General features: G+C 48.7%; 14 protein-coding genes, 2 pseudogenes and 1 riboswitch. Of the genes and pseudogenes, 2 read left to right on the plus strand and 14 right to left on the minus strand.

Features of this window, described 5'->3' with window-relative positions:
* Window positions 1–47: 47 nt before the first annotated feature.
* From LG52_RS16060 to LG52_RS16080, 5 genes and pseudogenes are all read right to left on the minus strand, one after another.
* Entirely contained in the window at window positions 48–1499 is a 1452-nt protein-coding gene (locus LG52_RS16060) for an IS1182 family transposase (RefSeq protein ID WP_231584414.1), read from the minus strand.
* A 113-nt stretch (window positions 1500–1612) separates the two neighbouring features.
* Window positions 1613–1948: pseudogene (locus LG52_RS16065) on the minus strand (bifunctional 2',3'-cyclic-nucleotide 2'-phosphodiesterase/3'-nucleotidase); the annotation flags it as partial.
* A gap of 144 nt (window positions 1949–2092) precedes the next feature.
* Window positions 2093–3004 carry a nucleotidyl transferase AbiEii/AbiGii toxin family protein gene (locus LG52_RS16070; RefSeq protein ID WP_044732708.1) on the minus strand — a complete coding sequence of 304 codons (912 nt, stop codon included), beginning with the start codon at window positions 3002–3004 and terminating at the stop codon, window positions 2093–2095.
* On the minus strand, window positions 3004–3612 hold the full coding sequence (locus LG52_RS16075) for a type IV toxin-antitoxin system AbiEi family antitoxin domain-containing protein (protein WP_044732709.1): 609 nt from the start codon (window positions 3610–3612) through the stop codon (window positions 3004–3006). Before LG52_RS16075 ends, LG52_RS16070 begins: the two co-directional genes overlap by 1 nt.
* A gap of 897 nt (window positions 3613–4509) precedes the next feature.
* Window positions 4510–9495 (minus strand): alpha-amylase family glycosyl hydrolase, encoded by a 4986-nt coding sequence (locus tag LG52_RS16080; protein WP_044732710.1) that lies wholly within the window; start codon window positions 9493–9495, stop codon window positions 4510–4512.
* Between the two features lie 355 nt (window positions 9496–9850).
* On the opposite strand from LG52_RS16080, the gene amyS reads away from it, so the two are divergent.
* Complete coding sequence (gene amyS / locus LG52_RS16085) at window positions 9851–11467, plus strand: alpha-amylase (RefSeq protein ID WP_407059888.1); 1617 nt, start codon at window positions 9851–9853, stop codon at window positions 11465–11467.
* A gap of 97 nt (window positions 11468–11564) precedes the next feature.
* Here the strand turns inward: amyS and LG52_RS16090 are convergent, their stop codons facing one another.
* The 6 genes from LG52_RS16090 to LG52_RS20410 all read right to left on the minus strand — a co-directional run bounded on the left by LG52_RS16090 (window position 11565) and on the right by LG52_RS20410 (window position 17493).
* Window positions 11565–13892 (minus strand): bifunctional 2',3'-cyclic-nucleotide 2'-phosphodiesterase/3'-nucleotidase, encoded by a 2328-nt coding sequence (locus LG52_RS16090; RefSeq protein ID WP_044732712.1) that lies wholly within the window; start codon window positions 13890–13892, stop codon window positions 11565–11567.
* A 503-nt stretch (window positions 13893–14395) separates the two neighbouring features.
* The gene (locus LG52_RS16095) at window positions 14396–15124 is read right to left on the minus strand and encodes a hypothetical protein (RefSeq protein ID WP_044732713.1); all 729 of its coding nucleotides are present in this window, start codon (window positions 15122–15124) and stop codon (window positions 14396–14398) included.
* Window positions 15125–15151: 27 nt separating this feature from the next.
* A riboswitch (cyclic di-GMP riboswitch) is annotated at window positions 15152–15234 on the minus strand.
* Window positions 15235–15330: 96 nt separating this feature from the next.
* Window positions 15331–15795 (minus strand): hypothetical protein, encoded by a 465-nt coding sequence (locus LG52_RS16100; protein ID WP_044732714.1) that lies wholly within the window; start codon window positions 15793–15795, stop codon window positions 15331–15333.
* A 328-nt stretch (window positions 15796–16123) separates the two neighbouring features.
* On the minus strand, window positions 16124–16300 hold the full coding sequence (locus LG52_RS20690; RefSeq protein ID WP_231578548.1) for a hypothetical protein: 177 nt from the start codon (window positions 16298–16300) through the stop codon (window positions 16124–16126).
* Between the two features lie 126 nt (window positions 16301–16426).
* Entirely contained in the window at window positions 16427–16966 is a 540-nt protein-coding gene (locus LG52_RS20405; protein WP_044732715.1) for an IS630 family transposase, read from the minus strand.
* On the minus strand, window positions 16963–17493 hold the full coding sequence (locus LG52_RS20410) for a helix-turn-helix domain-containing protein (RefSeq protein WP_044732716.1): 531 nt from the start codon (window positions 17491–17493) through the stop codon (window positions 16963–16965). The genes LG52_RS20405 and LG52_RS20410 overlap by 4 nt, the downstream gene beginning before the upstream one ends.
* Before the next feature lie 188 nt (window positions 17494–17681).
* Here LG52_RS20410 and LG52_RS16120 point away from each other — a divergent pair.
* Window positions 17682–18547, plus strand: a pseudogene (locus LG52_RS16120) (IS982 family transposase).
* Window positions 18548–18690: 143 nt separating this feature from the next.
* On the opposite strand, the gene LG52_RS16125 reads toward LG52_RS16120, so the two are convergent.
* From LG52_RS16125 to LG52_RS16135, 3 genes are all read right to left on the minus strand, one after another.
* A complete protein-coding gene (locus LG52_RS16125) occupies window positions 18691–19470 on the minus strand; it encodes a hypothetical protein (RefSeq protein ID WP_044732717.1) in 780 nt (259 codons plus the stop codon).
* 43 nt (window positions 19471–19513) lie between these two features.
* Window positions 19514–20875 (minus strand): peptidoglycan-binding protein, encoded by a 1362-nt coding sequence (locus tag LG52_RS16130; RefSeq protein WP_044732718.1) that lies wholly within the window; start codon window positions 20873–20875, stop codon window positions 19514–19516.
* Between the two features lie 193 nt (window positions 20876–21068).
* The gene (locus tag LG52_RS16135; protein WP_044732719.1) at window positions 21069–21563 is read right to left on the minus strand and encodes a hypothetical protein; all 495 of its coding nucleotides are present in this window, start codon (window positions 21561–21563) and stop codon (window positions 21069–21071) included.
* Window positions 21564–21723: the final 160 nt, after the last annotated feature.

The raw sequence follows: 21723 nt of genomic DNA on the forward strand, positions 1-21723 counted from the left end.
CTGTCCGAATGAATCGGACAGCCTCCCTCAGACTGTTGACAAAATGGTTATAAGACAGTTGTCTTATAACCATTTTGTTCCATTTTTAAGGTTGTTTTTCTTGATGAACGAACCAAAATAGATGCATACTCGAATACATACAGAAAGGAGAGGCCCTTTCTCCACAAGTAGTTCGCCAATTTCTTTAAATTCATGGCAGCACAAACAAGCATCGCCTGCATCTGGTTTCTTTCCAATCCTCGGTAATTCGTCCAGCGCAGACCATGCTTCTCTTTTAAATCTGCAAAATTCCGTTCAATCGTCTGTTTCCTTAATTCATACAACTCGCGATGTTCTGGTACATATCGTAAATGTTCGGCTTCTTCGTAATACTCTTGCCAAACATGGCGTGTCACGACTTTCGTATGATTTTTGCTTGCTGTACACTTTTGAAGGGATGGACATCCCTGACAGATGGATGGATCTGATTTATACTCCCGATAGCCTTCCCGATTCGTTGTTGAATAAGATAACACTTGGTGATTGGGACAAAGGTAACAGTCAAAATGTTCGTCATATGCAAATTCAGATTTTCGGAAGAACCCATCTTTCGTCTTTGGACGAGTATATGGCCAAATCGGATGGATCTCTTGTTCTAATAGGTATTTCGCAATCGCTGGCGTTTTATATCCGGCATCGATGCACACATCTGTTGGGCATCCTTTGATTTCTTGCTTCACTCGCTCAAACAGTTCAAAAAACGCTTGGCTATCATGAACATTGGCGGCAGTGACATACGTGTGTAATATCCAACCATGTCGGTCACAAGCGGTGTGATAAGAGTAAGCAAATACCCGTTCACGTTCATTTTTCACAAACATCCCACTGTCTGGATCTGTTTTACTGACTTTGATTTCTCGTTTTTTTTTATCATTTTCTGGCGGTAGTGGGGATTTCCCATGAGCGATGCGATCTCGCTCAATTTCTTTTTCTAATTCATCTTGATAAGCTTTCGCTTCCACTTCTGCCATTTCTGTTGTGAATTTTCTTTTGTTCGCACTCGCCTTCACATGAGTAGAATCGACAAATACGACACTTGGATCCACAAGCCCGTGTTGAAAGGCTTCTTCCAAGATTCTTGAAAAAATCTTTTGAAAAACATCGGTTCCCGCAAAACGTCGCGTGTAGTTTTTACTTGGTGTCGAATGATGGGGCACAGGATCATGCAGACTCAATCCCAAAAACCAACGATAAGCCACATTTGTTCGAATCTGTTCTACGGTTTCACGCATCGAACGAATCCCAAAGATGTAACGAATCAAATACATTTTGAACAGCACAACGGGATCAAGACTTGGTCGTCCATGGTTAGGAGAATACAAATCCTTGACCATATCGTAGATAAAGGAGAAGTCAATGGCTTTTTCTAGTTTACGAACAAGGTGGTCTTCAGGAACAAGATCATCAATTTTTACCGTTGTTTCGATATGTCTCCGATCTTCTTGGTAACGTTGAAGCATCTTATTCCACTCCTTCAAGATACCCTTATACCTATATATTAAAACAGCTTGTCGACTTTGTCGACAAGCTGAGGGAGGCTGTCCGAATGAATCGGACAGCCTCCCTTTCTTGTTTACTCCCCATTCACCAGCTTCAACTTCTCCTTTGACGGCGTTTCGTAGCGGATGTGCGTGTCGATGTCTGTCACGTAATACCCGCCGCCGACCGCGTACTGCCCGCCGAAGCGCGCGTCATACCCATAGACGCGGTACACTTCCCCTGGCTTTAGGACGCGGACGAACACAAGGCGCCCATCCTTCGTCCGTTTCCATAGATTGATCGGCTTTTGCACCGTCAAGCGGCCGATTTGCCCTTTTTTCAGCTCCACGCCATCCCAGTAGACTTTTTTCGCCTGGCCTGGAGGAATGGTTGGCTTCTCTGGCTGCTTTGGCGGGTTGGACTCCCTATCTGAAGTATGCAGATTTCATGGCAATTATTGTAATGAAAAATACTCATCTACAGTTATCTAGTTTTTATCAGGCTCTCAGACATTGCTGTGCAATTCATTTCGTCTACCCTATGCTTTTCTAATTTTGGAGCTGTTGTCTTCTTATCACTCCCATTTAAGAGTCCGGCTATTCCACATTTTCCAATATTCATTTTCTTTTAAAATTGAGTCATATACAGGCAAAAGAAAATCCCGAATTTTCTCCATGACGAAGGGAAACTGTAGATCTTCTTTTATACCCGTTCTTTGCAAAAATGCCTTCCATTGTTTGTTTCGGCTTTCATCTTCTGCAAAAGAAGGTGAAAACACAGGATGTTCTTTTTCTAAATTCGTTCCACGTCTTTGAAAGGTTTCAAATATTGCTTCCCATAAAACACGTCCATCAAAATTCTCGGTTGATAAAAGCGTGAAAACATCATAAAAATCCTTCATTCTACTGTTGACAACAGATAGTGAGATCATCGCCTCAAACTTTTCAGCTATTACTGAATAAGTTGAGTAGACTCGAATTTCCGGGGGCTTCATATTTAATAAAGTAGGATACTGCATCTCTTGTGGTTTTGGAATCACGACATCACCAAACCCAATATCCAGTTGCAATTGCTTTTTTATTTTGCCAAGTGATGCCAGAATTTTAATACGAATCCCTTCATAATCAGCACCCTCTTTAATTCGTTCAGCCGTAATGCCGTTTACATCAAATTCGACTCCATCTTCTTCAACGGTTAAAGCACAAATTGACTCAAACGCAGCCTTAATATATTGTATATCATTCGAAATTTGTTTGGCTAAAAAGTCAATATCTTTTGTTGGTCTAGATTTAAATTGTGTTAAGGAAAATAAAAAGAGCCCGCCTTTTAGAACAAATTTATCCCGATAATTAGAAATGGAAAGGCGATATAGCAACCTTTCTTGAAAATACAACAATAAAATAAAATCAAAGGTTTTGCCGCTTTGTTTGGCAATATTCTTTAGTCTTTCTCCAACTGAAGCAGGTATATTTTTAACATTTCCCATTATAAAAGCACCTCTAAGTATTTTAATAAAACGGTCTTGATGCGCATTTTCTCAGCACATTCCACCAATTTATTTATGTTTTTTTCAGGACTTTGTAAATAATTTCGCAAACCTTCTTTCATTAAATCGATTCCTATTTTTTCTCTGTATCGAATAATGTCGCAAATCGTTTTTTCACGATTATAAATGCTTACTTTATGGCCGCCTACTTCCACTTCTTCAATTCCATATTCAAACTGTTTTTTTGAAAAATAGAAAATTTTAATTGGTGGATAATCAGGTAAACTGGGTTTCCTTGATTTTCTTTCAATAGCAATTTGGTACTCCCACGGGTTATAAGTTGTTAACTCATAAAAAGACAATGCCGACAAAAGACAAAGAACACCATTCGGGATCACTTTTGATACTTCAACCATTTCTTCATTTTGGTTATTTTCAAATTCAGCATAACGGTACAGCCCACGTTTTATCCTAATGATTTCTCCATTTTGCTCGAACTTTCGAATATAATATTTGCTCACTCCTTCTCTGGTTAAGTCTTCTGTCTTCGCAAATCCTTTTTGACGCACAAAAATATCTTTTATTATCTTGCTTACTTCTTTATTCATTCATTATCACCACTCTTTTCACCTAAACGTCGGCATTTATCATTCATTGCAAACGTTTAATATACTTATTCTCGATTATTCACAAATATCCCTCTTTTTTCACCTTAATGCATTCACTTATTATTATATGCCGACAATAAGTAAAATTCCCGCCGTTATTTTCACATATCATATTGAACCATTTGGCTCATGAAAACATGATCCACTCCCGGAAAGACATCGTGTTAATCATGGAGGGAGTGGTTGCCTCTCGAAATATCTTCATATATCGTCATTCGAGCAAAATAATGCCTATGGAGGCTCCATATCATACTGACTGTACTCCATACATTGTCCTTGGTGTTTATTGCAAAATAAAAATGCAGAGATCTGCAGAGAATTTGGCTTAGGCCAACTTGACATGGAGTGGGGGGCGTGATAGCCTTTTTAGGCATAGCCAGCCCTTGATATTGCTGGCTTCCTGGCTTTTTAATCACGCCCCCAGAGGCTCCATGTCAAGTTGTCATTCTCTGCACTTTTCCTTGCAAAACTCTGTATTTTTTCTTTGCAGAAAACACCTTGGTCAACCGCAATGTCTATGGCTATAGCAGCGACGTCACTGCCACTGACTATTACTCCGTCAAATGATTTGAACTGTGAACATCATAACACCTTCATTAATTACCACCTAACTTGAACGCTCTCCCCATGCGCTTAGAGGGGGAGATTCTTGGGAACCCCCGCGGCAGGCTATGAACCAAGCCATCCCCGTGCGTCCCACGGCTGGGCTGTCTTGCGAAGACAGCGATTCATCCCCCACTTATGCTCAGGCGTATAAGTGAGGGCTTCTCGGTTCGGAATGATAAACATGCCAAAAGCGAGGCTGCCCCATTTATTCGGACAGCCTCGCTTTCTTGTTTACTCCCCATTCACCAACTTCAACTTCTCCTTTGACGGCGTTTCGTAGCGGATGTGCGTGTCGATGTCTGTCACGTAATACCCGCCGCCGACCGCGTACTGCCCGCCGAAGCGCGCGTCATACCCATAGACGCGGTACACTTCCCCTGGCTTTAGGACGCGGACGAACACAAGCCGCCCATCCTTCGTCCGTTTCCATAGATTGATCGGCTTTTGCACCGTCAAGCGGCCGATTTGCCCTTTTTTCAGCTCCACGCCATCCCAGTAGACTTTTTTCGCTTGGCCTGGAGGAGTGGTTGGCTTTTTCGGTTTCTCTTTTGGTTTCGATGGAGACGGTTTTTGCGGCGATGCTGATGGAGGTGCTCCGTTTCCCGGCGGAGCTGTGCCGCCCGGCGGAACGCTCCCCCCAGGGGATGTGCCATCCGATGGACCGCCGCTACCCGGAGAGGTGCCGTTGCCTGGTGTTGTCCCTCCGTCATGGGACGGCGTTTCGCTGCCCGGCCAACCGCTTCCTGGAGAATCGCCGTTGCTTGGCGGCGTTGTCAACGTCCCTTCGCGCAATTGCTTCGTTTCTAAATTCAGCACGTAATCTTTCGTGTTTTTCGCAATCGCTCCGCCGTCGTTGTTGAAAATGGCTGTTTTGCTTTCGGCCGATGGTTCGATATGGATCGACACTTCTTTTTGATGGTTGGCCGGCGCAAACGTGTACGAGAATGCCATCCGGCCATCAATCGGCACCCGCTCGCCATTGATCGTCAAAACACCGTTTTTAATGGCATTGCCCTTGATCGTCACTTGACTCCCTTGTTTTTGTACCTCTTCGATGACGACCGGCATATCGATCCAGCGCAAAATACGGTCTTGCACAACCATCGTATTGTTTCCTTCATTGTGGACCGTCACTTTCAAATCGGTGCCAATCGATCCGTAGCCGTAGTAGCTCACGTCATCATCGCCAACATCGTCACGCGTATGGTCAGCGAGCCCTTCCTGATCCCACGATCCGCCTTTCACATACTTATAGGTGATCGTTTCCCCTTCCTGCACCTCGACGGTAAATTGCCAATCGGGCGTCACCGCACCGTTGCGCGACATCTCCCACGCTCCTGTGTTCCAGCCGTTCAAGCTGTTCGGAATCGTAATTCGGGCATCCAACGGTGTGTAATCCGGCGCTCTCACTTTAAAAATGACTTTCACCATCACAATGTCCGGCGTCACCTTGACCGTGTTCGACGCCACAACATTGCCGGCGCGGTCATACAACTTGACAACATACGTGTACTCGGTGCCGTTTTCGACATCGTAGTCTGTAAATGAATCGCCGATCGAAGTGGTTGTATGCACGATATCACCGTTGCGGTCGATGGCTAACAAATAAGCATCCCCATCTTTTTTCCCAATAAACGTCCATGATAAATTCACTTGTCCCGATTCAACCGCAGGTTGCCGCAACTCGATGGCTTCCGCCGGCGCTATTTGGTCGCTGTTGTCTGCCGCAAACGTCACTTGCTTCTCTTCTGTATACACCCACTCCTCGCCGAGGTTGGTCGTCAGCGCATAACGATACGTATACGTCCCTGCGGCAAGCGGAGTGAAGGCAGCTCGGAACACGTTGGCGTCGCCGTCTTGTCCTTGGTAAGCCGCTCTGTATTCTTTCCATGTTTCGTTATGGGGGCCTTTTACTTGCAACACCGCTTGCAACCCATCGGCTGCTCCTTTGCTTGTCACATTGTCGATGTTGACATTGACATCCACTTGCTGCGGTTTTGACAAATCCAGTGTGGCGTCGCTTAACGTTGTCACGAACTGGACATTGTCGCTCGTCAGCGGATAATGAGGAACGACGCGATTCGTTTCAACCTTCGGTGATTCATTCCCGTTTTCATCGACCGCCGCAACAGCAAAGTAATAGGCTGTTCCGTTCGTCAACGAACCGATCGTGGCCGAAGGTGTTTCCGTCTCTTGCACCATCGTATAACCGGCCCCTTTTAACGTGGACTCGTAAATTCGGTATTTCGGCGCATTCCCTTCCCACGTTAACGTCACACGTCCATTCGAAGCGCTCGCCTGCAAATTTCTGACTGCTGCCGGCATTTCCGCCGTCACCGTTCCAAACATCATCCGTCCATCCAGGGCCGGAATCGTGACCGTCAACGTTCCGCTAGCGACCGTGGCTTTCCCGCCATCATGCAACTCATCCGTCAGCACGGTGCCGTTCGGAAGCAACGAAGCGACGTCAAGCGCCACCGTCTTGTCCTCATTGCCGCGGTTGACGGCAATGAGCGCCACTTCACGCCCGTATTGGCGGGCAAATACGTATACATCCCCTTGCGCATACACCGTCTTGATGTCGCCATGGGCCAACAACAATTGATGATGCTGGCGAATGTGCCCCACTTTCTGATAATGGGCCAACAGATTTTGATCTTCTTTGCCCCACGGATACGTGCGGCGGTTGTCCGGGTCTTTTGAGCCTGTTACTCCCGCTTCATCGCCGTAATAAATCGTCGGCGCTCCCGGGTATCCCATCTGAAAAATCGCCGCCAGCTTGAGCCGCTTTTTCCCAAGTTCTTCATTATAATTCGGATCAAGCTCCGCCCGCTCGGATGAATCCGTTCCGTTCCCAAGCAGAAAGACCGCCCGCGCCGTGTCATGCGAACCAATTAAGTTCATCAGCGCATAAAACGCTTCACTTGGGTAGTCTTCCCGTATGGCCGTCAGCCGTTTGTCCGCCTCTTCTGCATTTCCGTTTTTCAAAAAGTCAAGCACCGCCCCGCGGAACCGGTAGTTCATCACAGAATCGTACTGGTCGCCTAGAAAATATTTCGATGCGTCATCCCAAATTTCCCCTAAAATGAGCGGCTGCTCCCCCTCTTTTAACGTCGGACCGCGGTCGTACGACCCTTGAAGCAATTCTTGGCGAAACTCGCGCCAAAACGCCGGATCCACCTCATTGGCCACATCCAACCGCCAGCCGGAGGCGCCGCGGGCAATCCAGCTTTTCGCCACTGAATCCGATTCACGGAAAATGTAATTCGCGAGCGCATCGTTGTTCAATTCACTCGGATGCGGCACTTTCTCCCCCGTCACTGACTTAAACTCCGGCAGGCTGTCATAGCCCCACCATGATTGGTATTTATAATGGCCATCGACTTTTTCGTTTTCAATATTGAACCAAAGGTGAAACCCATACGGACTGAACGTCTGCCCCTCTTGTTTGAACTTCTCTTCCGCTTGTTTCCGCGCTTCCTCCTCGCTCACTCCTTTTTCATTCATCAAATCGTAAACCGCTTCCCAGTATTCATACGCGCCAACGGTCGGATAGCGGTGATAGCGGTCAAAGTAAATCGAATCGTCGGATACGTGGTTGAACACCCCGTCTAAGATGAGATGCATCCCCCGGTTCGCAAGCGCCTGCACAAACGATTGGAATTCTTCCGGAGAACCGAACATCGGATCCAATTCTTTGTAATTGCTCGCATCATATTTATGGTTCGATGGCGCATTGGCGATCGGATTTAAGTAAATCGTGTTCACCCCAAGCGACTGCAAATAATCCAACTTTTGTTCAATTCCGGCGATGTCTCCGCCGAAAAAGTCATTCGACCATTCGCCGTCGCCCTCGTAGCCGCTCGTCCCTTTCAGGCGCGGATTATCGGGCAAATCCGACCAATCGCGATGCTCAATCGGCTGCACCCCGCGTGCCTGCTGCTTGCTGTTGTCATTTGAAGGGTTGCCGTTAAAGAACCGATCCGGGAAAATTTGATACACAACCGCTTCTTTCATCCAATCCGGTGTTTTGTAATTCGGATCATAAACGGTCAGCTGAAACAGCTCCGCATTTTTGTCGAACGCCCTCCCCCATTGTCCTTCTTTCGCATCTTCGCCATATTCCGCCTTCATCCCGGCATCGACAGCGATAAATTTATAACCGTATATCCCCGGCGCAGAAGGGGTGAACGCGGCCTCCCAATATTCATCATCCCCGAGCACGCCGACTTTTTCCATCGTGTAGACTTTGGCGGTTCCGGTCGTCGCATTTTTCACATACACATCCGCTTTTGTCAAATCGCCTTTTTTCGCCGCAAGACGAAGCGTCACCTTCGTTCCCGCTTTCACCGCGCCAAACGGCTGGCGGTACAGCGCATCCCATGTATTGTGTTTTAACCGGTCTTTCTGAACAACACCGTCAGAGCCATTGGGGCTGTAGTCGGTGTACACCTCTTTTGTTTTCGCATTGAAGAAGAATGTAATGGTCGTCGTTTCCAAAACGTTTAAGCGTGCATTCTCTTGTGGGTAGCTCTCATTCCAATTGTTCCCGAGGGCAATTTTATATTCATACGATCCTTTCGGCACCTGCGCCGTAAACGTGTACACCGAGTCAAAATCATCATCGGTCAACAGCGCAGTCGATGTCCCTGGGGTCCATCCGTTGTTCTCCCCCTCATAGCCGATGGCCGGCAGCACCGTCCCGACAAGACGCGGCTGTTTCTCCTTCGCAATCGCCGTATACCATGTCGAATCAGCGATCGCATGCGTCCGATCATTATAGTAAAACGTCACGTCCGTTTGCCGATCCAGTTTCAACACCAGATTTGCGCCATTGCGGCCACCGGCGCCGTAATTTTCATCCCAACTGCCGTTGACCGCAATTTTGTACTCATAGGTCCCGGCTGGCAGCGTCCCGGTGAATGTATAAAGCCCATTCCCTTCATCATGCATCCTCGTCGCCAATGCCGCCGGATCCCATTCCTTCGTATGGCCCAACTCATCTTGCAACGTGCCGACAAGCGTGATTGTTCGCTCAGACGAAGCAGCCATGCCAGCGGCTGACAGTTTCCCTCCGTTTCCATAAGCAACGGCAGCTGAATAGAATGGGGAAAAGACCAACCACACTGCCGCCACAAGCCATCCCACCCGTCTCCTCATCAACCGTCGTTCTTTCAAAATCGAGACACCTCTCTTTTGCCAAGTTTCCTTTCCAATTTCCTTCTCCCCCTTCCGATTTTTATGCTAACGTTTGCACTAACAGGAAGAGAAAACGTTTTCTCATATCTCATATTATAAGAATAGGCAAAATATTTCAACTATATTTTTTCGCATGTGATAATATCCCTTTTTCACAACAGTAACTATAGTTTGTTCATCAGAATATTCATTATTGAAAGCGCTAACAATATTGGCTATAATGTAGGTGCACTTGGATGACATCGCCCGTCCATCCATCTTTTTGTGCAATCGTTTCCCCTTCTTTGCCAGAAGCGATGTCGCCAAGTCGTATGATGATCAAAAAAGGAGGAAAGGAAAAATGAAACCGCTTCACCCTTTGACACGAAAAGGGATGGCTTGGATCATTGCATTTTTGCTTACCGTCTCCTTTTTCAGCCGCCCGACATCACCCGCCCAAGCAGCTGCACCATTGAACGGCACCATGATGCAATATTTTGAATGGTACTTACCCGATGACGGCACGCTATGGACCAAAGTCGCTAACGAAGCAAAAAACTTATCGAGTCTTGGCATCACTGCCCTCTGGCTCCCTCCCGCCTACAAAGGAACGAGTCGAAGCGATGTAGGGTACGGGGCATACGATTTGTATGATCTCGGCGAATTCAACCAAAAAGGAACCGTCCGCACAAAATACGGGACAAAAACGCAGTATCTTCAAGCCATTCAAGCCGCTCATACCGCCGGAATGCAAGTATATGCCGATGTGGTATTCGACCATAAAGGCGGCGCCGACGGCACAGAATGGGTGGATGCCGTCGAAGTCAACCCATCCGACCGCAACCAAGAAATCTCAGGCACTTACTCCATCCAAGCATGGACTAAGTTTGACTTCCCTGGCCGAGGAAACACCTATTCTAGCTTTCGTTGGCGATGGTATCATTTTGATGGCGTCGATTGGGATGAAAGCCGAAAACTGAATCGGATTTACAAATTCCGCGGCACCGGTAAAGCATGGGATTGGGAAGTCGATACGGAAAATGGAAACTATGACTACTTAATGTATGCTGATCTGGATATGGATCATCCCGAAGTCGTTGCCGAGCTGAAAAACTGGGGAAAATGGTATGTCAATACAACGAACATTGATGGGTTTCGACTTGACGCAGTCAAGCATATCAAGTTCAGCTTTTTCCCAGATTGGCTGTCGTACGTGCGTTCGCAGACTGGCAAGCCGCTATTTACCGTTGGCGAATATTGGAGCTATGACATCAACAAGTTGCACAATTACATTACCAAAACAAACGGAACGATGTCTTTATTCGATGCCCCGTTGCACAATAAATTTTATACCGCCTCCAAATCAGGCGGCGCATTTGATATGCGTACGTTAATAACCAATACTCTCATGAAAGATCAACCGACATTGGCCGTCACCTTCGTCGATAATCATGACACCGAACCTGGTCAGGCGCTGCAATCATGGGTGGATCCATGGTTCAAACCGTTGGCTTACGCCTTTATTCTAACTCGGCAGGAAGGATATCCGTGCGTCTTTTACGGTGACTATTATGGCATTCCACAATATAACATTCCTTCGCTGAAAAGCAAAATCGATGCGCTCCTCATCGCGCGCAGGGATTATGCTTACGGTACACAACATGATTATCTTGACCATGCTGATATCATCGGATGGACAAGGGAAGGCGTCACCGAAAAACCGGGATCCGGACTGGCCGCACTGATCACCGATGGGCCGGGAGGAAGCAAATGGATGTACGTTGGCAAACAACACGCCGGAAAAGTGTTCTATGACCTTACCGGCAACCGGAGTGACACCGTCACCATCAACAGTGATGGATGGGGAGAATTCAAAGTCAATGGCGGTTCGGTTTCGGTTTGGGTTCCTAGAAAAACGACCGTCTCTACCATCGCTTGGCCGATCACAACCGGACCGTGGACTGGTGAATTCGTCCGTTGGACCGAAACACGGTTGGCGGCATGGCCTTGATGCCTGCGATCGCGTTGTGAAGACATGCCGCTCTATCATTGAGACAAAAAACACTGCCTTGCGCCGCCATTCATAGCGGGCAAGGCAGTGTTTTATGTTACCATCCATTTACTTGCTTCAACTTTTCCTTCGATGGAGTTTCGTAGAGGATATAGGCATTGATGTTTGTCACGTAATACCCGCCGCCGACCGCGTACTGCCCGCCGAAGCGCGCGTCATACCCATAGACGCGGTACACTTCCCCTGGCTTTAGGACGCGGACGAACACAAGGCGCCCATCCTTCGTCCGTTTCCATAGATTGATCGGCTTTTGCACCGTCAAGCGGCCGATTTGCCCTTTTTTCAGCTCCACGCCATCCCAGTAGACTTTTTTCGCTTGGCCTGGAGGAATGGTTGGCTTCTCTGGCTGCTTTGGCGGGTTGGGCTTTTCTTCCTTCCAAAGCGGCAAGGCAAATTCATATTGGGCAAATCCGCTCGGCAAGGCGGTGACATAGCGGATGCTGCCGTCTTGAGGCAAGTGTTTTTGTGCTTCCGGCGACGATTCAAAGGAAACCGTCACCGGTGCTTTTCCTTTCACCGGCGCAAACTGCCAGTTGCCATCCGCCGACGGGTTGATCGTTCCGTTTTCCCGAATGTAATCGATGATCACTTGCCGGTTTTCATCCGGCGCGGCCAAAATCGTGTTTTTCCCGCCCGGATTGATGATCCGGTTCGTCGTCGCCCGATAGTTGTTCGTTGCGACGATAAATTCCATGTTCGGCGTCACTGGCTTGCCTTCGAATTTCAAGTTTTTAATCCGGTTCGCGTTCGGATGGATCACATTTTGGTTTTTGTCGTATTTCGCCGGTTCGGTCACATCGATTTCATACGTTACGCCGTCAATAATATCGAAGTTGTACGTTGGGAAGTCATTGTTGACGAGCGGCTGAACGTCTGTCTTGTTCGGGTCAATTTGGTTGAATTGCCCCGCCGACCACTCAAGCCATTCTTTCAACTCGGCTCCCGTAATTTTCAGCGCATACACCGTGTTCGGATACAAGTACAAATCGGCGACGTTTTTAATGGCGATTTCCCCTGCCGGGATGTCGGTATAATAGCTCGCCCCGCCGCGTCCGCCTGCTTTGAACGGAGCGCCGGCCGACAGCACCGGAAGGCCTTCATATTTCGTCCCTTTCAACATCTTTTCGACATACCATTTTTGCGCGTTCGTGACGATTTGCACCGACGGATCGTCTTTTATGAGTGCAAAATAACTGTTGATCGGGCTCGTCGTTTTCCCAACCGGGCTGCGGACGTACTGAATCGTCGCTTCATGTTCCGCCTGGATCGCCTGCTCAACAGCCGGGTCGCTGTCGACAAGCGGCGTTTTCGTCGCCTTGTCATACACTGGACGGAGTTGGGCTTTCGCTTGCGTCACTTTCCATTTTCCGTCGACTTGCTCGACCGTCAAGTCGATCACGCCGAGCGTATCGCCCCATGAACCCGGCATCGTCACTGGAACACCGTTAATCGTTCCGGTTTCATTGTTGATTCCGTTTCCGTCCGGAAAATCTGGTGTCGTGCCTGGAAGGGCCGGGAATTTTTTATGCTGGTGGCCGGTCAACACGGCGTCGACCCCCGGAATTTGCGTCAAATAATACGATGCATTTTCCATGTTCGGGCTGTTTCCGCCTGTCTCAATGCCCGAGTGCGATAGCACGACGATCAAATCGGCCCCTTCCGCTTTCATTTTTGGAATATACTTTTGCGCCGACTGCACAATGTCTTTCGCAATCACTTTCCCTTGCAAATTCGCTTTGTCCCAATCCATAATTTGCGGCGGCACAAAGCCGATGACGCCGATCTTCAGCGTATGTTTCTCCCCGTCTTCATCAACGACTTCTTTCTCTAAAATTTGATACGGCGTGAAATAGTTGACATCGTTATCCGGATTTTGATCATGATCGTCACGGTACACGTTCGCATTCACGATCGGCAGCTTGGCATCGTCATACACTTCATTGAGGAAATCCAAGCCGTAGTTGAACTCATGGTTCCCAACCGTTGCCGCATCGTACTTCAACAAGTGCAGCAACTTCACCGCCGGATGCACTTCTCCGTCTTGCAGCGGCTTCACTTTGGCCACATAGTCGCCAAGCGGAGTTCCTTGAATCAAATCCCCGTTGTCAAACAGAAGCGTATTCGGCTGCTCAGCGCGCGCCAGCTCGATCAAACGCGCCGTTTTCGACAACCCGAACTCATTCGTCGGACTGTCTTTGAAATAATCGTAGTTGACGAGATTCATATGTACATCCGTCGTCTCTAAAATGCGTAGCTTGACGACATCTCGGTTTTCCGCGCCCGCTGCTGTCGGCAACACAACCGGAGCAAGCAGCCCCAACGCCAACACCACGCTCGCCGCTGAGTATTTCTTCCGTGTTTTCAATGCCCATCCCCCTCACTCAGATCAAATCATTGTCATCTCCATCATATTACCATAAAAGCAACAAAATTTTGATAGAAAAAACAAAAGAAATAGGGGAAATAAACAGACAATATCGAAAGAGATAGAGAAAAGCACAATGTCCTATTCTTGTTTATAGTTGATCTTTCCAATCTTCCTTTCCACATTCATGCTGTATATTATCATTGAAACCGCCGTCCGACGAGCGATTGACAGCTCGACATTAGCAGAACACATCAAAAAAAACCGTTGGAAGATAGGGAAAGAAGGAATGACAGCCGACATTAAAGGCATAACACGCATCGTTAAGAGGAGTAGATAAGGAAGGAGAAAAGCTGTTCAAATAATCCATTATCCGCAGAAAGAATACGCCTTTAAGAACTGTCTTTTCTAAAAGAGCAAGAAAAGAAGCAGCCCAAACAAAAATAGAAAATCGCCATTGCAATACAAAGAAGAGCGCCCTCCACTAGCGCCCTTCCTTATCTCTATAGCAAAAGCAAATTGAGCAACGCCTTTTTGTTCGCTTGAACTTGTTCGTTCAACGCATGGACTTTTTCTTTTACCTTCTGAATGTCTGCGTTGTTGGCGCCGACTTTCTTTTCAAGGGCGCGAATTTCATTCGTCACCGCCCGCAGCTGGTTGGACAGCGCGATGAGCTGGCCGATGAGGCCATCGATTTGCTCTTGTTTTTCCTCATCGAGCTCCGCTTGATCCTCATCAACAGGCTGTTGAGAAGTCGGAGACGGCGCCTCTGTTACAGTTTGCCCGCTGGAAGCCGGAGCTGCAGCGTCATTGGCCGCTACGGCTTGTCCGCTCGGAGCGTCAGTTGCTGCTGTGGCTGTCGGTTGAGAAGTGGACGGCTCGCCCGTTGACGCCGAATCAGCAGGCCCCGGCGAGGCTCGCGTGTCCGTTGCCGGTTCCGCTTCACTTAACGCTTGAATGTGAGCGGTCACTTTGTCTAGCCGCTCTTCAATTTGGCTTACTTTTTTATTTAACTGCGCCAACTTTTGCGCAAGCATTTTTTGCTGCTTGGACGTTTCCTGTTTTTTCTTCGCCTCTGTTTCCTTTTGTTCCGTCTGCTTCTTGATGACGATTTCCACTTTCTTCACAGTCATCTCGCGTTCATGCGCTTTGCCTGCAGGTTTGGCGGCCGCCCACGTCGGAGAGGCGACGAGCATCGACGCCACCAAAATCGGCCATCCTTTCTTTAACATTACCAATTCCTCCTTTATTTTTTTGGTAATGGCAGCTGGCTGGCATAGGTTTCCCCTTAGCCCCTGTAGCTTTGTGACGCTAAGTTTCCTTAGCCGTACCTTTATCATGATTGTACCATGATTTTCTTCGCGAGGAAGCGAGGCGAAATGACTATTTTCGACCGTTGAACCATTTCATATATGTCTCAAACATTCCTGGTTCACAATTAAATCCCTAATTGAAGTTCGTGTACAGTATATTTGCTTTTTGTCACAACTCCCGGGTTCCGCAATGTTTCATGCACTTTCTCATTATACAAGCGAACGTTTTCATTCATGACCTTCCACTCAACCGACCGTTGATGGCAAAACCCATCGTTATCATTGTCAAGATGTTTCACGTAGCGATAGGGGCCGACGATCCCGATGCTGAGCAATGCTCCATTACGAACCAACACGATATCCCCTTGTTCCATCGTGTTTACAAATGCCCAGATCGCGCCAAGAGCGTTGCCAAGCTTCGCCCCCGAATAATGGTACACGTTGCGCAATCGCTCTCTCAATTCATCTTTGCTTATGCCGTCCAAATTGCCAATCAGCGGCCAACCAATCCCAATGACCTGGTCACGAATAAATTCGTCGTACCGCTGAAACCCATGCGGTTTTGTTTTGATTTGAAATACATGCGCCATTCCTAATCCCCCGTTTCCCTTTCAACCTCCGCCTTAGCCACACCGTCCCATCCATCGAAAAGCGACAGGCACGTAACCATTTCAACTTCTTGCATGCTTCTTAAGAACGGCAGTAATCGCCTCAATCGTTTCTTTGGCGGCATCCGTCAACGCTTCAAACTTAAAGGCTATCGACTGGGCGCTTGGATTGATGGACGGGCCTTCGTTTTGATCTCTGCGAAACGCGGTGATCGCCTCTAAGTCTTGTTTGAGGCCATCCGGAAGCGACGCTCGTTCGAACCTCCAACTGACGATATGGGGCTCTTTCGTTGCGTAATCGTTGCTTCCTTCATAATTGTATGGCCCCGATGCGCTTCTTTCCTTTCTCGGAAGCCGTATCATTCATAAACAACTGCACTGTTTGTTTCGCATTGCCATCACATAAATGCAAGCCTGCTTCCATCGATTTGTTTGCAATCAAATGAAAAATGGGTGCAACGGCAAAGGGGTACTCGAGCACCTTCATCTTTTCGTCTCCTTTCTAATGTTAGGTGAGCACTTTCATTCTAAAAGGAGATTTTCATACAAGGACTATTTTTATGTTCGTCTGATTTTATCTATATAAATGCACCTTGAAAAGTTAACTTTTCGATTACGCGGAACACCCCAAGCGCCGCAACACTTCCTCCGGGCGTTCCTGAATGTAATGAGCAAATCGTTGAACCGCTTGCAGGATCTCGTGGCGGTCTTTGTGAAAGGCGTTGGCGATCACCGTATCCTTCAGCCATTTCCACAAACGCTCGATCGGGTTGAGCTGCGGCGAGCAGGGCGGCAGATACAGGAAATGAAAACATTGTCCTTCTTCTCGCAAAAAGTCCTTCACCATTCGAGCGTGATGAATCCGGGCATTGTCCAAGACGAGCGCAATGATCCGGTTGGGATGCCGCTCTTTGAGCAGGCGCAAGAAATCCAAGAATGTCGCGGCGTTGGCGGCTTCTGCTTGGTGAAGCACGATGTCCCCATCGTGGACGTTCACCGCGCCAAATACCGAAACATGGGCATGATGGCCGAATGTCGGCACACGTTTTTGACGGCCGACCTCGGACCAAGTGGATCGCAAGACATGATAAGAGCGGATATGCGTTTCATCGATGTACAGAAGAACGGCATCTTCTGTCTCCTTGGTGATCAAGTTTTTTTTATCAAATCCATTTGCTTTTCAAATTGCTTTTGCTCATCCGGATTCCCTTTCGCCAGCGTGTACGCAGGGCGAGTCCATGACAGACCTTGACGGTGCAGGAGTTTTCGCAGCGCTTCACGGGAAAGGCAAACACCAAAGTGCTTTTCGACATAGGATTGCAGGAGTTTGGTGTTCCACGCCGAAGCGGCGTCCCAGCCCAGTTCCGCGGGAGTGGCGGTCAACACAAGCTGTTTGATCTCTTCCTGCTGTTCTTCGGTAAGAAACGGCTCCCGTCCGGGGGCGAAATCCCGATGAAGCAAGAGCTCCAGACCGCCTTCGTTGAACAGCGGCACATAATGGGAAACGGTTTGTTGGCACACGTTGACCATGGAGGCCGCCTCTTTGCCCAAATAACCTTCCATGACCAAGCGAACGGCCATCACCCGTTGGCGAAGAAGCGCGTTTTTGATTTTCCGTTCCTGTTTGCGAAGCGTCCGTGGCGTCCATCCGTGATCATGGGTGATGTTGAGACGTTTCATGAATGATCCCGCTCCTTTTCCATAGGTTTCCTTGGGAACAGGATAACCGGAGTGTGCACCGGTTATACGAAAGTTAACTTTTTAATGAGCATGTATATAGATGAAATCCGACAAGCATAAAAATAGCCCTTGCCTGCGGATCTCCTGTAGAATGAAAGTGCCAACAAACACTCGAAAGGAGAATCCCCATGCAAGAGCACTTTCATTTTACTACAGATCAAGCCAAACTGCAAAAACAATATGCCGCCATTTTCTGTTTTGTTTCTGCCCAACTGTCGTTGATTCAAATGTATCTTCATCGCCGCAGCCGTCACTTGGTCAAGCAAGAAGACGAAGTGGTCATAGCGGTTCACCTTTTGGGGAAGCTGCTGGGCTTTTCTTCCGAACGAACCTGGCATCGCTTTGTCACGGGCAATTGGTCCCCCATGGTCGTCGATTTCTTGAACGGTCCCGGTATAACCGACGCTGCCGGGCGCTTGGCTTTGCGGTCAAATGGATCCGTCATGAAACGGGCGAAACGCGGCCAGCATCATGCTTAGGCCATCGTCGACAGTTTGCCCCTCCCGTTGTGCCATCCCGCAAGAATGCAACGCGTGAAGCGATTTCGAGGGATCGCAGATATGGGGTATTGTGCTTCCAAAAAACAATGGTGCTACGGATTCAAATTGCATCTTCAAGTGACGGATCAAGGGCTGCCCATGGGCTATGTCGTGACGGAAGCGTCTTGCCGCGGCGTCAAAGCGGCCGAAACGGTGATGACCCAAATCCCTCATCCCCGCAACATGGGAGACAAAGGATGCATCAGCCGTGCTCTTCGGGAAAAACTGTACGAAAAACACCGGGTCGCGTTTTGGACACCATCCCGACACAATCCAAAACACCACTCATCCGACACATGGGAAGAATGGATCAAGAAAAAACGCAAAGGCGATTCTCGTGGATCAATACCGGATCAACCGACATTCGGGCGAATTCCGTGGCCGGGTTTGAGGTGGCGCTCGATGGCATCTTGTTGGTGTATTCCCTGGTCACACTAGAGCTAGTTGAGCGCTAGCGCTCAACTAGCACCACAGGTTTTTTAGAGAATATGGCGTTGAAATTATTTCCATCAATGGCGGCATTGATATGAATATGCTGGAAATCAGAATGTTAGAACGATATTTTTGCAGATTAATGGGTTTCGTTTTGTAAAAAACATCAATCGTTTTTCTTCACCGTGACGTTCATCGGTTGGCCGAGCGCCATTTTGACGACGTCATAGCGGCCGTCCAAGTACAAATCAAGAAAGTGGAACTGGCCTGAAAATTGTTCCGGGCTGTTCGTGATGGAAAATTGCAGCTGCATTTGGTAATCTCTGCTGTTGGCAAGCTGCTCGGCAATTTTTTCGATTTCGTCTTTCGGCACATTGTACGCCTTCAAGTAAGAGATCGAATCGGCAATGGCCTCAACATTGTCGTTAAAGTAAATATCAAGCGTCACAGTGGAGTCGCTGATGCGCCCTTCGATCGGCAAGGACATATTTTTGCCGTATAAGTACCAGCCAAACAGACGGCTGCCTTTTTGCCGCTCGATGACAAACAGGACGGATTCATTTCCTGCCTGCAGAATGTACTGCCCTTTCAATGAGCGGGTGACAAGGGCGAGAAGCTCGTCTTTTGTGAACGGCACGTACTGGATGGCGTCCCCTTGTTTGGCATACAGCCCGCCGCCGAGGCTGTAATAGACGGCGCCGCCTGCCCGTTTTTGGCTGTAGACGCGATACTCGCGCCCTTGTTTCGCTGTCATGGCGGGCTGCCATGTCGTTCCGTTCAGGCGGTACAGGGACGTGTCGCGCAAAATGACGACTTTGCCGATCATCCCTTGTTTCCATTGGACTTGCCCCCATTGGACGGCGGCGTCAGCCGTTTGCCCATTTCCTCCGAGGGCGATGGCGGCGGCGAGGCAGACGGCGGCCGCCATTCGCGATGCATGCTTCATTTTCTGTTCCTCCTCACTTGATCATCGTGGCCGTTTTGGCATGCTAGAACAATCGTTTCGCCCCTAAATACCGCTGCTTCCAATACGATTGGTCCAGGCGGCTGATCGTCACTCCAGTGGAGGCGCCGCTGTGGACGAACTGGCCGTTGCCGATATAGATGCCGGCGTGCGATGGGCCGTTGGTTGTCGTGGCGAAAAAGACGATGTCGCCGACTTCCGGGGCGGAAACGGCCGTGCCCGCATTCCACATCAAGGCGACGGTGCGCGGCACGGTGACGCCTTGTTGCTGGAAAAGGTAGAAAATGAAGCCACTGCAGTCAAATCCCTCTTCCGGCGTATCGCCGCCCCAAACGTACGGAGCGCCGAGTAGCTCGGCCGCATCAGCAACAAGTTCGATGACGTCGAGCTTGGTGGCAGGGGCTTGGCCAATAAGGCGCTCGTACGTCGTGCTGTCGACGACGCCGGTCACTTGGAGTTTTGCGTCTTTTTGGAAGCGGCGAACCGCATCCGCAGTAATCGTTCCGTAATAGCCCGTAATCATGGGATATGTAAAATAGCCGAGCTGTTTCAATTTCGCCTGCACACGCTCGACCTCTTCGCCGCGTGCACCGATGGTCAAATGTATGGCGGGGCGGTTACCTTCAGCTGGCGGGGTGGTTTTTTTCTTTGTTGCATCGGCAATGCGCGTAAACGTCACCTCGTCAGCCGAGCCGGTTGCCGGCAAACCGTTGTCTTTTTGGAAGCGGCGAACCGCATCTGCGGTAATCGTTCCATAATACCCAGTGATCGTTGGATATGTAAAATAGCCAAGAAGCTTTAGGTTGGTTTGCAGCTGGCTGACTTGAGAGCCGCGCGAACCGATTTTTAATGTGGCCAACGAAGGCAATACAACATCAACCTGTTGGTTGGTTGCCTGCTCAAGCCGTTCAAGCGTCGTCTGATCCGCCCGCCCGGTTTCGGGAAGCCCGTTCGCCCGCTGAAACTGCTTCACTGCATCCGCGGTCACCGCTCCATAGTAGCCGGTGATTTGTGGGTAGCGAAAATAGCCGAGCTGTTTCAGCCGGCGCTGCAAATCGCTGACGGCCGCGCCGCGCGAACCGACTGCCAACGCGTCGTTTGACGCAGGCGCGCTTTTGAGCTTAGCGTAGGTGGCGTCATCGACGATGCCGGTGGCCGGCAAATTCATCGCCCGTTGGAACGCTTTGACCGCTTCTTCAGTGATTGCGCCAAAGTAGCCGGTCGCTTGCGGATACGTGAAAAAGCCTTTTTCTTTCAAGCGCTGCTGGAGCTGTTTGATTTCAGGGGAACTCATGCCTTTTTTCCATTCCGCCGCTTGGCTGTCATCCGGCGCCAAAAAGAACGCTGAAGCCATCGCAGCGGTGAAAATGATATGGCTCGGTTTCACGGTTGCACCCTCTCCCTTCATCGTTCTGTTTCTTTTTTATCCTAGCTTTTCCTGTTTCGAATCGTCTGCATGGCCAGCTCACGGCAAAAAAACGACAATGTTCTTAATTTTAAGTATAGCGAACATTTACCGCGAAAGGAAACGTTTTTTCTACTTGGAAAAAACAAGGGAGGGGTTGCTAGACGCCGGGATGTTATATTTTTCGTTTCGGACGCGACAGATTGGCGAACAAGTGCGACACACGCCGATCATCGACAAGATAAATCGACTGCAGCACTTCATAAATGAGCTGTTTTTCCATCGCCAGCCATTCGTCAACGCGGATCGGGATGTATTTTTGCTTCGGTTCGTTCCACTCGTAGAGGGCGACGGTAAACTTTTTTTGGCGAAGGTCGAGCTTGACGATAAACATGTACAACTGGCTCGTGCATTTAAACACAAAATAGAGCTGAGCTTCGGACGAGCACGTGATCGTGCGAAACAGCGCCTCGCCTTCAGACGAAAATCGCATCCGTCCACCTTCGTTTTTCAGCGAGCGGAGTGAATCGGTGAAACTGGCCGGGGCGATCGTTTTCAGCCGAACGGAAAACGGATTTTTCATTTCCTTAATGTAGATATGGTACATTTTTTGCGTATGCTTCTGCCCGTTTCGTTCACAAATGACAAAATCGGCAAGATAAATGTTCACCTTGACCCCCTCTTTTTGCTTATAAATTTCCCATTTTTAACTAATTGTACTATGTCTTTCCTGGGCAAAAAAGATGCCGAACGACGGAATAACCGACAAATTCGTTCTGATTTTGAAACAAAAAGATAAACGGTCTAAAAAGGAACGGTTATTGACTCCA

The sequence above is a fragment of the Geobacillus kaustophilus genome (genome assembly GCF_000948285.1).
In the GTDB taxonomy this organism is placed as follows: Bacteria; Bacillota; Bacilli; order Bacillales; family Anoxybacillaceae; genus Geobacillus; species Geobacillus thermoleovorans_A.